This is a genomic window from Flavobacterium subsaxonicum WB 4.1-42 = DSM 21790 (assembly GCF_000422725.1).
Classification (GTDB): Bacteria; Bacteroidota; Bacteroidia; order Flavobacteriales; family Flavobacteriaceae; genus Flavobacterium; species Flavobacterium subsaxonicum.
Genome location: NZ_AUGP01000017.1, coordinates 428,009 through 440,509 on the forward strand (window position 1 = coordinate 428,009; position 12,501 = coordinate 440,509).

10 protein-coding genes are annotated in these 12,501 nt (G+C 41.7%); 9 read left to right on the forward strand and 1 reads right to left on the reverse strand.

The features are described 5' to 3' along the window. Positions 1-104 precede the first annotated feature (104 nt). The 9 genes from rpsO to rpe all read left to right on the forward strand — a co-directional run bounded on the left by rpsO (position 105) and on the right by rpe (position 10,561). On the forward strand, positions 105-374 hold the full coding sequence (gene rpsO / locus G509_RS0104815; RefSeq protein ID WP_026990489.1) for a 30S ribosomal protein S15: 270 nt from the start codon (positions 105-107) through the stop codon (positions 372-374). Positions 375-516: 142 nt separating this feature from the next. Continuing rightward, positions 517-2,844: a polyribonucleotide nucleotidyltransferase gene (locus tag G509_RS0104820; RefSeq protein ID WP_026990490.1), complete on the forward strand. Its 2,328-nt coding sequence runs from the start codon at positions 517-519 to the stop codon at positions 2,842-2,844. Between the two features lie 490 nt (positions 2,845-3,334). Continuing rightward, complete coding sequence (locus tag G509_RS0104825; protein ID WP_026990491.1) at positions 3,335-3,958, forward strand: hypothetical protein; 624 nt, start codon at positions 3,335-3,337, stop codon at positions 3,956-3,958. 41 nt (positions 3,959-3,999) lie between these two features. Then, positions 4,000-4,170 (forward strand): hypothetical protein, encoded by a 171-nt coding sequence (locus G509_RS23285; protein ID WP_154657762.1) that lies wholly within the window; start codon positions 4,000-4,002, stop codon positions 4,168-4,170. 156 nt (positions 4,171-4,326) lie between these two features. Continuing rightward, the gene (locus G509_RS0104835) at positions 4,327-5,793 is read left to right on the forward strand and encodes a redoxin family protein (protein WP_026990492.1); all 1,467 of its coding nucleotides are present in this window, start codon (positions 4,327-4,329) and stop codon (positions 5,791-5,793) included. Positions 5,794-6,064: 271 nt separating this feature from the next. Continuing rightward, complete coding sequence (locus G509_RS0104840; RefSeq protein WP_026990493.1) at positions 6,065-6,616, forward strand: RNA polymerase sigma factor; 552 nt, start codon at positions 6,065-6,067, stop codon at positions 6,614-6,616. Further along, the gene (locus tag G509_RS0104845) at positions 6,606-8,360 is read left to right on the forward strand and encodes a hypothetical protein (RefSeq protein WP_026990494.1); all 1,755 of its coding nucleotides are present in this window, start codon (positions 6,606-6,608) and stop codon (positions 8,358-8,360) included. The genes G509_RS0104840 and G509_RS0104845 overlap by 11 nt, the downstream gene beginning before the upstream one ends. A 169-nt stretch (positions 8,361-8,529) precedes the next feature. Next, complete coding sequence (locus G509_RS0104850) at positions 8,530-9,393, forward strand: sigma-70 family RNA polymerase sigma factor (protein WP_020212501.1); 864 nt, start codon at positions 8,530-8,532, stop codon at positions 9,391-9,393. A 505-nt stretch (positions 9,394-9,898) separates the two neighbouring features. After that, positions 9,899-10,561 (forward strand): ribulose-phosphate 3-epimerase, encoded by a 663-nt coding sequence (gene rpe / locus G509_RS0104855; protein ID WP_026990495.1) that lies wholly within the window; start codon positions 9,899-9,901, stop codon positions 10,559-10,561. Positions 10,562-11,201: 640 nt separating this feature from the next. Here the strand turns inward: rpe and G509_RS0104860 are convergent. Further along, positions 11,202-12,500, reverse strand: coding sequence for a TolC family protein (locus G509_RS0104860; protein ID WP_026990496.1), 1,299 nt, complete (start codon positions 12,498-12,500; stop codon positions 11,202-11,204). Between the last annotated feature and the right edge of the window lies 1 nt (position 12,501).

Here is a 12,501-nt window from a genome sequence, read left to right on the forward strand (position 1 = left end):
TTAAAAACTTTACGACTTTTAACGGTAATTAAAATTTTTGTTTAACTTTGCACCCAAATTAGGATAAACCTAATCTACATAATAATTATTTAAAGAATATTAGCATGTACTTAACTAAAGAAGTTAAAGCAGAGATTTTTGCAAAACATGGCCAGGCTGCTACCAACACAGGTTCTGCCGAAGGACAAATTGCACTATTTACATTCAGGATTAACCACCTTACAGGACACCTTAAAAAAAATCGTCATGATTACAATACAGAGCGTTCTCTTGTAAAACTGGTAGGTAAAAGAAGAAGCCTACTTGATTACCTGAAAAAGAAAGATATCAACAGGTATCGTGAGATTATCAAAGAACTAAGCATCCGAAAATAATCGAGATGAAAAGAGGTGCCCGCGCGCCTCTTTTTGTTTTTTACAATAAATTGCAGAAAAAAGTTTTGGTTTTTCATTGGGTCCCAAACAACTACACAACACAACACACTAAACCCATTGTTTAATCAAAGAATTAGATTTTATGATTCCTAACGTTATTAAAGAAATCATCGATTTAGGAGATGGAAGAAGCATCTCAATCGAAACAGGAAAACTTGCCAAACAGGCCGATGGCGCCGTAGTAGTACAAATGGGTAATGCCATGTTGCTTGCTACTGTGGTTTCTGCACGCAGCGCAAGCCCGGGTATTGACTTTTTACCCCTAACGCTGGATTACCGCGAAAAATTTGCTGCTGCCGGTCGTTTTCCGGGTGGCTTTTTTAAGCGCGAAGCCAGGCCAAGCGATGGCGAAGTACTAACCATGAGGTTGGTAGACCGCGTATTGCGTCCGCTTTTCCCTAAAGATTACCATGCCGAAACGCAGGTAATGATCCAGCTAATGTCTCATGATGATGATGTTATGCCCGATGCTCTTGCCGGTTTGGCAGCATCTGCAGCATTGTCTATATCAGACATTCCGTTTGCTACCCTTATCTCAGAAGTACGTGTTGCACGTATCGACGGGCAGTTTATCATTAACCCAAGCAAAGCCCAGCTGGAGCAGTCTGACATCGATATGATGATTGGCGCTTCTATGGACTCTATTGCCATGGTTGAAGGTGAAATGAAAGAGATATCTGAACTTGAAATGATCGAGGCCATTAAATTTGCCCACGAAGCTATTAAAGTACAGATTGCAGCACAGGAAAGGCTACAGGCCGCTGTAGGCAAAAAAACAGTAAGAACTTACGAAGAAGAGCGCAGCGACGATACTATTTTAGCTAAAGTTCGCGAACTGTCTTACGATAAGTATTTTGCTATTGCTAAAGAAGGTTCTGCAAAACATGAGCGTACAGAGAAATTTGGCGCTGTTAAAGAAGAAGTTAAAGCGTTATTTACTGATGAAGAGCTACTTGAAAATGGCGACCTTATTAGCAAATACCTTTCTAAAACAAATAAAGAAGCTGTTCGTAACGTTATCCTTGATCTTGGCCTTCGCCTTGATGGCAGGAAAACCAACGAGATACGCCCAATTTGGTGCGAGGTAGATTACCTTCCATCTACACACGGTTCGGCTTTATTTACAAGGGGCGAAACCCAGGCGCTTGCTACGGTAACACTTGGTACATCTCGTGAGGCTAACATTATAGACCGACCTACAGAGCAGGGCGAAGAGAAATTTTACCTGCACTACAACTTCCCTCCTTTCTCTACCGGCGAAGCTAAACCGCTACGTGGTACATCAAGGCGTGAGGTAGGCCACGGTAACCTTGCACAACGTGCCCTTAAAAACATGATCCCTCAGGATAACCCTTACACGGTACGTATCGTATCTGAAGTACTGGAATCTAACGGTTCGTCTTCAATGGCAACGGTTTGTGCCGGTACACTGGCCCTTATGGATGCCGGTATCCAGATGATCAAACCGGTATCTGGTATTGCAATGGGACTTATATCTGACGATGCAACAGGCCGTTGGGCTGTTCTTTCTGATATTCTTGGTGATGAAGACCACTTAGGTGATATGGACTTTAAAGTAACCGGAACGGCCGATGGTATTACTGCCTGCCAGATGGATATTAAAATTGAAGGCCTTAAATACGAGATCATGGAGAAAGCGCTTGCGCAGGCTCGTGACGGTCGTCTTCATATCTTAGGAAAACTTACCGAAGTTATTGATACTCCGCGTACTGAAGTTAAACGCCACTCTCCAAAAATTATTAAAGTTACCATTCCTGGTGCCTTTATTGGAGCGCTTATTGGCCCTGGAGGTAAAGTTATCCAGGAGCTTCAAAAAGCAACCGGTACAACTATTGTTATTAACGAGGTTAACGAGCAGGGCGAAGTAGAAATTCTTGGTACCAACCCAGAAGGCATACAAGCAGTGCTTAACAAAATCGACTCGATTATATTTAAACCGCAAGTTGGTGAAACATACAGCGTTAAGGTTATAAAAATGCTTGATTTTGGTGCCGTTGTAGAATATCTTGATGCCCCGGGCAACGAGGTTTTACTACACGTATCTGAACTGGCTTGGGAACGTACTGAAAACGTAACCGATGTTGTTAACATGGGCGATGTGTTTGATGTTAAGTACATTGGCATAGACCCTAAGACCCGTAAAGAGAAAGTATCCCGTAAAGCCCTGTTACCAAGGCCTCCAAGAGACGAGAACTACGTTCCAAGAGAGCGTGATGACCGCCCAAGGGATAACGATCGTGGTGGTTTTAGAGACAACCGTGGCAATGGCAGAGATAATCGTGGCCCCGGTAGAGACGACCGCAACTCTCGCGACCGTGCTCCAAGGGAAGAACGCAGAAACGACGCCCCGCGCGATGAAAATAATGGCGATGCGCCTCAGGAATCTTAATTACTGATAAGGTTAATTCGTAAAAAACCTGCTGCTGAAAAGTGGCAGGTTTTTTTGTTTTACAAACACAGTAAAATCATTTCAGATTTTAGATTTCAGATTTAAAATTGAATCTTGAAATTTGAAATTTGAAATTTTAACATTGATATTTCACTTTCGGACTTCGACTTTCGGAAAATTGAGATTTTAGAATTTCAGAATTCAGATTTAAAATTGAATCTTAAAATTCGGAATTTTAACATTGATATTTCACTTTTGGACTTCGACTTTCGTTGTCCAAAGTTTTTAAAGTCACAAAGCCGAAAGTCCGGGGTAGGGATGTCCAGTACAGCTTTCGACCTTCGACTTTCGACCTGATGACTTTATGACCTGACGACTTTATGACCTGACGACTTTAAGACTTGATGACTTACTGCAATAACGGCTTCAGTAAATGTTTAAAGAACTATGCCTAACTTTGCAGAACTATTTGTCCGCCTAAAAAAATACTATGGCAACCAAAATTACACTGCTGCTTGTTTTAGCCTTTACAACTTTTTGTGCTTCGGGTCAGGATAAAATCCCCGATGGTTACAGGTTAGCCCCAACCCTATCTATAACCGGAGATTTTAACGGAGACGGCAAGCCTGATACCCTTGCCCAGTTTGTAACCGACAGCCTGGGTAAACCCCTGAAATATATTGTTGAAGCAGGCACATACGAAGAAGATATTATACTTTACAGCAAACTTGGCTACCAAAATACCTTTACCCTAAATGGCAACGTTGCCAACGTAGATAACCACGTGGCGTTGGGTTTGTATTGCCTTATTAATATAGGCGACCTTAACGACGATAAGCGCGATGAGATTGCATTAGTGCCCGTGCTTTTAGATTTCAGCATGCTTAACACCTGCCGTATTTATTCGTATTGCAAAAATAGCTGGACCCAAATGTTTAGTTTTGGAATAAATGAAAGTTCTTTTGATTATGAAGGCGATACCGAGCCTTTATTTACAAACATACCGCAATCGCTCGAAAAACGTAACGGAAAATGGGTATATATTGATTATTGTAAATGGATGGAGATGGATGATCCTAAGATGATGCTGCTTAAAGTACCCAAGTGCAAGTAAGGATAAAATCACTCTTTGTATATTTATAAAAAGTTTGCATTATGAAAATTATTAAAGTCAGGCATACCGATATTGATCACTTAGAAAACGACTACGAATTGCCCCAATTAGCAAAAACACTATTAGATGAGCGTTTACGGTCTGAAAACAAAGCCGATTTTATTCCGGTAGAAGAAGCACAGGCAATGCTAAGGCAAAAATATGGTCTGTAGTTGGCTTGTCACCAAAGATCCCTACCTGTTATAATTCTATTCTGTTTTTAACACCAATCTCAATCCCAAAAAATATCCCAATAAGTAACACACTATAGCGCAGCAGCATAAAGTTTTTTCGTAGCTTTAAACTTCCAAAAAACCAGCCCCTGCTTTATGAAATCAAAATTACTATTCCTGTTTTTGTGCATTACTGCATTTGCTTCGGCTAAAACCACAGTTATTAAAGGCCATATAAACGGCAAAGTGCCCGACAACCTGCGCTACTCCGCCCCGGTAAATGGCGTGTCCGGCTTTGATATTTATTATACTGCCAAGGTAGATGTTAAAGGCAATTTTGAGATTCTAACAGATACCGATGAGATAACGTTTATAGATGTTTTTTACAACTATCAGTGGGCCGGCAACATCATGGCCGAACCGGGTGGGCAGTACAACCTTACCATTACCGAAAGAGACGGCAAGGTTACACACCAAATAACCGGTACCAATGCCGGTTTGCAAAAACAGTATAGCGAGCTGGTGCCAAAATACCGGATAAACATAATGCACGACCTGGGCAAGGAGGCCTCTAAAATTGAGTCGCCTGCCGAGTTTAAAGCTTTTTTTGACGACAAGCTGTTGGCCGACCTCAATGCCCTTAGAGCCGCCGCACCCAAAGCCACAAAGACCGACTATTTACTGCCCCTGATACATGAGCGCGAGTATTTTTATGCAACAGCCATGAGCATTGCCATAAATGTAAAGCACGGCAATGTTTTGTATGAGAACGCACCACCTGTTGCCGATGCTTTTAATACTTTATGGAAAAACCTGTACGTTAAAGCCGCACCAGACAAAACATGGGTACAAAAACTGCCTTTTGGGTACTGGTTCCTGTTAAATTATGAATTTTTTAAAACGTATGAGGCAGTTGGGTTTAACAGTAAAAAAAATATGCCGAATAACAATTTAACCACTCAGGAAAAGCGCACCGAACGCCTGCAGTATATGCCTGCCCAAAATGCCGAATACTACCTTGCGGTAATACAGCACTACAACGTGTTTGAAGGCCAGTTGCAGGAGTACGCCCTCGACTCGTACCTTGATTTTAAAAAGTTTTACCCCAACAGCACCTACATAAAATACCTTGAGCCAGAAATGGCACCCCTTATCTCGTTTTTTGCCAAAAGTAGCGCACTGCCCACGGGCGCAGCTTATGTAAACAACTATGCACAGGTTAATACAATGGATGAGCTGCTTAAACAATTTGCCGGCAAAAAACTGTACATTGATGTCTGGGCCACCTGGTGCGGACCGTGCCGCGACGAGTTTAAGTATAAAGATACCCTTTACAAACTACTTGCCGCCAACAATATAACGGTTATATACATTTCTGTTGATGACGAGAACCGCGATGAAGGCTGGAAAAAAATGATAGGCCACTACGGATTGCAGGGCCACCACATCCGTACAAATAAGGTGTTTTACGACCAACTTAAAAAAATGTACGATGGTACCGGCGGCATTGCCATACCCTGGTACATGCTCGTAAACACCAACGGTACCATTGCCGCCCTGCATGCCGCCCCACCCTCTGATATGAGTAAACTGGAGGAACAAATTAAAAAACTGAAAGATTGAAAATTCAAAAATTGAATACCATTGCCCAAGCAAAGTAATTGCTACATTAAAACATTCGCACATTGTTACATTAAGTAATCGCTACATTAAAACATTAAACTGTGCAACGCATGCAAACCGAGGTAGACCCCGGGTTTTAAAAATTTTACATTTTTACGCAACCTTTTTCGCAACTTGGCGACTATTATTTATAAAGTAAGAAAAATACGGTTTTAAAGCGTTAATTTTTAGCCGGTATGCCTTATTTTTACCAACCAACTTAACACACCGCTTGAACCAGGAGCAACTTATAAAAGGCTGTAGCAAAAAGAATCCCCGCGCCCAGGAGGAGCTATACCTATTGTATAAAGACACCCTGTACATGCTGAGCTTAAAATATTGCAGAAACGAGGCCGAAGCCGAAGACAACCTGCACAATGCCTTTGTAGATATTTTTACCAATATTGATAATTATAAAAACACCGGCTCTTTTGAAGGGTGGTTAAAACGCATAACCATAAACAAGGCCATAGACAGCTACAGGAAAAACATACAGCTTATACCTATAAAAGATAATCTGCCCGATGATACCGATGTGAGCGACGATGAGATGAACCTTTCGGCAGAATATATACTAACGCTGGTGCAGCAATTGCCGGACCAGTACCGTTTTGTTTTTACAATGTACGAACTCGACGGATTTTCGCATAAAGAAATTGCTGCTGCATTATCGATATCAGAGAGCACCTCTAAGTCTAACCTGCACAGGGCCAAAGCTATATTAAAAGAAAAAATTACTAACAGGCAACCCTCCCCCAATTACAACGTAAGCCATGGAAAATAGAAATGACATAGGGAAAGCCTTTCGCGACAAGCTGGACGGGCTGCAAAAGTCGCCGCCGGATGCGCTCTGGAGTGCCATTAAGGCCGATTTACCCAAAAAGAAAAATGGCTTTTTAACGCTGTTTTGGGGCAATGTTACCATAACCGTTAAAGCCGTTACCGTAATGGCTGCCGCGCTGTTTGTGGGGTTTGTTACCTTTATGGCTATATACAATTACCCGGCATCGGCACCGGTTGTTACCACCCCTTCAGAAATAAATAACCCTGACGCAAACAATACTGTAACTACTACCGGCACTAATGCTAATGCTGACAGCAATAACGCAGCGGGCAATAGCAGCACCGGAATTACATCAAACCAAAACAGCACCACTACCGGCAATGCAAATGATTTTGATGCCGAAGCCAGTACTGCAAACTCAGGGCCATCAAATACTAAAGCTTCGGGAAGTAAAACAGGGGTATCACATAAAAACACGAGGGTTAATAAAGCCAGTGCTTCTAATGATAATTCTGATTCTAATGTAAATGCGAATAACAAAGGCAGCAAAACCAGATTGGGCAAAGCCAGGAGAGATAATAAAATAAGCACTTCTGCTGTAGCAGATAATGATAATACAGGTACTAACAAAACCAAACGCAGAAACAGTAAAGCCGGCAAAAACAGCGGTACCGTTCAGTCCGGCACAGGTACATCTGCGGCCATTGCCGGAGTTACCAATACTAAAAGCGGCAAAGATGCTAAAGGCAAGAACGGTAAGAATTCTAAGAATAGCAAAAATAAAAGCGGCAAACCAGACAACGCCCTTACCGATGCCAACGACCCTAAAAACCACGCTAACTACCTTTACAATAAAGGCACCGGGCTACAGTATAGAAACAACAAAAGTAAATCGGTAGACAGCCTTTTACAGGTTATAGACAGCGTAGAAGCTGCTAGAAAAGACACCGTACCTGGCTTTAGGAGTAGGGGTGGCAAACCACCGGTAACTTACGCCGATACTACAATAACAGCTAACAACGCTCCTAAATTTTATGCATTTGCCCATGCCGCACCAACGCAGTATAAATTCCCCGATAACGAGTCGTTATTAGATGCCTCGCTTAATGGCAACAGCACCAGCGTAGATTTTAGCTTTAATTATGGTGCCTACATTGGCTACAACCTTAATGATAAGTGGAGCATCCGCGCAGGCGTAATCAGGAATAAACTGGAGCAGGTTACAAAAAACGCTTCGTTATTTTACACGTTGGATGACGACAGCATAGAAACAAGCCCAACAACCAACGGCATACCCCCTGCCAATTACAGCGGTGTAGATTATGTTGCGGGCGTATCTAACGAGTCAGTCTTACAAACGTTGGGGCAAAATCAGCAAGGCCCATTAGTGTACAACATCAAGCAAAAACTGGAATTTATCGAGGTGCCTTTAGAGGCTACCTACAACGTATTTGGCAACAAGGCAGGGCTTAATATAGCCGCAGGCGTAAGCACCCTTTTTGTTACCGAAAACAGTGTGTATGCCCAAAAATCAGGCAGCCCAATGCTACGCATGGGCAGCGTAAGCGGCGTTAATAAGGTAAGCTTTAGCGGTAACCTGGGCTTAAGTTTTTACTACAAGCTGCTGCCAAGCCTGCAAATAAATGCCGAACCCATTTTTAAATACTACTTTAATACCGTAGATAATGTTAACCCGTACTCTTTTGGGGCACAAATAGGGTTGCAGTACAATTTTAATTTCTAAAAAAAATAAACAAGCAAATATTTTTTAGTTGCCTGATTATAAAGCCCCATACTGTTTTTACAGCATGGGGCTTTTGTTAAAATTAAAATTTTTAATAGCGTTTTGTAACTTTTTGGGCACTCGCTACGTATAACTACCTGAATACTTAAAATAACTCAGGAATTTTTACATGAGACAATTAAAAATTACCAAGCAGGTTACCAACAGGGAAACTGCTTCATTAGACAAATACCTTCAGGAAATTGGAAAAGTAGACCTTATTACAGCAGATGAGGAGGTAGAGTTAGCTCAACGAATTAAAGCCGGAGACCAACGAGCGTTGGAAAAATTGACTAAGGCCAATTTACGTTTCGTGGTATCGGTGGCAAAACAGTATCAAAACCAGGGATTAACACTTCCCGATCTTATTAACGAAGGAAACTTAGGACTTATAAAAGCTGCGCAGCGTTTTGACGAAACGCGTGGTTTTAAATTTATCTCGTATGCCGTTTGGTGGATTCGCCAGTCGATACTACAGGCCCTTGCCGAGCAGTCTCGTATTGTACGTTTACCACTTAACAAAATTGGATCTATTAACAAGATCAATAAAATGTATGCCCTGCTTGAGCAAAGCAACGAACGCGCCCCAAGCGCCGAGGAAATTGCAAAAGAGCTGGACATGACTGTTAACGATGTTAAGGAGAGCATGAAAAACTCAGGCCGCCACCTTTCGATGGATGCGCCACTTGTAGAAGGTGAAGATTCTAACCTTTACGACGTTTTACGTTCCGGAGAGTCGCCAAACCCGGACAGAGAGCTTATACATGAGTCGCTTCGTACAGAAATTGAAAGGGCTTTAGAAACACTTACGCCTCGTGAGGCCGATGTGGTTCGCCTTTATTTTGGTTTGGGAGACCAACACCCAATGACACTGGAAGAAATAGGAGAAACTTTTGACCTTACACGCGAGCGTGTTAGGCAGATTAAAGAAAAGGCTATCAGGAGGTTAAAACATACTTCTCGCAGCAAGATCCTTAAAACGTACTTAGGATAATTAGTTTACAGCAAAAAAGAACCGCCAAAAGTGCATATTTTAAATAAAATTTGTATTTTGGCGGTTCAAATATGCAGTACACCTATAAAAACATAATGGCACTTACAGTTCAATAACTGTTCGTTTTTTGATTGATGATTGAACTCCGGCTGATTACCGGAGTTTTTTGTGTTTTATAGGGTATGCTTTCCTACCGGTTTTTACTAACCCGCAAGGCAACTTAAGTAACTAACTCAGTAAGTTAACGCCGCAAATTTTTATAAATTGTGCAAAAGGCATATTTTTTTGTCAGGAAATTTCTTGTTAGCAATAAAACAGCTATAATGTTTGCGGAGAGGCATTGGAGAAAATTGAAAATTGAAAAATTTAAAGATTTAAAATTAATGTATTGCTACATTGATTCATTGTTACATTGTTACATTGAAAGATTGCAACTCTGCAACTCTGTAACTCTGAAACTTGCTACTTAATTTCTATCTTTGTAAAAAAACACAACAGCTTACAAATGAAAAATACCCTGATTGCACCCTCTGTACTTGCGGCTGATTTTGCTAACCTGCAACGCGATATTGAAATGATTAACAGCAGCGATGCCGACTGGTTTCACGTAGATATTATGGATGGTGTTTTTGTACCCAATATATCGTTTGGTATGCCGGTGCTGGAGGCCATTGCCCGCCACGCCAAAAAAACCATCGATGTGCATTTAATGATTGTTAACCCAGACCAGTACATTAAAACGTTTGCCCAGCTTGGTGCCAACAACCTTACCGTACATTATGAGGTCTGCACCCACCTGCACCGCACCCTACAGGCTATTAAAGCTGAAGGCATGAAAGCCGGTGTGGCCATAAACCCGCACACTAACGTAAGCCTTTTAGAAGATGTTATTAACGATATCGACCTGGTTTGCCTTATGAGTGTTAACCCCGGTTTTGGCGGACAATCGTTCATCGAGAAAACATACGATAAAATTAAACAGCTTAAAGAAATTATTACCCGTAACGGAGCTTCTACCCTTATTGAGATAGATGGTGGCGTTACCGATAAAAATGCCATACAGCTTGTACAGGCCGGCGCCGATGTGCTTGTGGCCGGCAATTACGTGTTTAGGGCGGCCGACCCGGTTGCTACCGTGGCCGGCCTTAAAAAACTGGCTTCTTTCTAAAAACTGAAATAAATCCTACAAAAAACTCCAAAGGCAACTTTGGAGTTTTTTGTATTTATATTGTTACTGTTACTTCTATTACACCTGCTATTAATCCTGTCAAGTCATTTGCATCTTCTGTATCATTTGCATTATTTGTATTATTTGCATGTTGTTGTTGTTGTTTTTCTTATCTTTGTACAAGAATAAAAAACCGCCGCAACCCCTGGCAGGGTCTTGGCGGTCTTGATTTAATCAAACAATTTGAAAAAATCAGCAATTCGCAGTACATAGTATAGTAGCTTTCCTGCGTTTGCATAGTCTACGGAGCCTTTACCATCCCGGTAAGGGTTCTCCTTTTTTAAAGGCCTACTCATAATCTTCAATTTACTACCTGAGCAACTAATAGTAAATAGTATTACGCATACAAATATAAGCCTTTTTTTGTAAGGACTTTTTAAATGGTGTTTTTATAGCAGTTAAACGGTTTAATGGTAGTACCAATAGTATAATAGTAGCGCATAGTACCAAATGATAATCTTTCGCCAAATAATAATTTTGCAAATTTCAGCCAAAATCGTCTGAAACCCCTTATTTAACGGCTTTTTCAGACGAAAATATAAAGTGGTATTTGTACCTATTAAGATAACCCCATAATATCCTAAAACGTAAGGTTACCCGCAAGTTCGCGCAGGGTAACTTCAGATATTTTGGCATTGTATTGCGCTGTAAAGTTACGTGCCGCAGCATTTACAAAGTTAAGCTGGGCGGTGCGCACCTCTAAAGTGGTTATGGTACCAATGCGGTATTTTTCCATCGTAATATCAAGGTTTTGCTCGGCTATCTGTACATTTCTGGCTTCCAGTTCTACCAGTTCTATATTGGTAAGATAGGTTTGATAAGCCGCCATTAATTGGGAGTTAATGCTTTGCGTTTGCTGCTTTATAAGCAAATCGTTACTCTCTATCTGTATCTTGGCAATCTTTTCGTTGCGCTTTTGCAAAAAGCCGTTAAAAATGTTTATAGACGCCGTAACGCCATAATTAAGTCCGCGGGAGTTATTGGTTCGTGCAAAGCCAAGGCTCGATTCGCTATCGGTAAAAACATAGCCGGTTGTAACCCCAATTTGCGGGTACCGGGCCGATTTTACCTGCTTGAGGTTGAGCTCGGCAATCCGTTTATTAATCAGGGCAATTTGTATCTGCGGGTTTTGCTGCTCTGCCAATCCCATTAAATCTACCAGTTTAAGATTATCATCGGTAACAACCGAGTCGGCCACTTTAAAATCAGTAGCCAGATCACGCGCCATCAGCTCATTTAAAAAAGTCTTCGTATTTTGATACAATTCTTTCTGTCGAAGAAAATTAGTCTGGTCGGTATTAAGGTCTACCTGGGCATTAAGCACCTCCAGCTTTGCCGCCTTACCAATTTTAAAACGGTTATCGGCCGTGGTAACACGCTGATTGGATATTACAATGGCCGTATCCAGCGCTTTAAGCATTTGCTGCTGCTGCACCAAATCAAAGTAGGTGCCCATAACATCGCTAACGCGTGTTAGTATGGTAAATTTCAATTCGGTTTCGCCCAGTTTTTCCAGCGTTTTTAGCTGGTCGTAGCGGGCAAACATCCTAAAGCCGTCAAAAATGGTCCACCCCAGGTTAACGCCATAGCTCAGGCTGTTGTTCTTGGCGTTTTCCAGCTCCTGCACGGTACCATCGGTACGTACCTGTTTAGAGTTTTGTATGTTGTTATTCTGCGAAAGCGACCCGTATAGATTGGGCAGCAGGCCTGCGTTGGCAAGGCTTACGTTTTGCTCGTCTATCTTAAGGTCGTTTGCCGAAAGCTTAATGTCGTAGTTGTTTTTAAGGGCTGTGGCCACGGCGTCTTCTACCGTTAGCAGTTCTTGCGCAGAACACAGTATTGTAAAAAAACAGAAAAATGTATATAAATAAAACCTCATG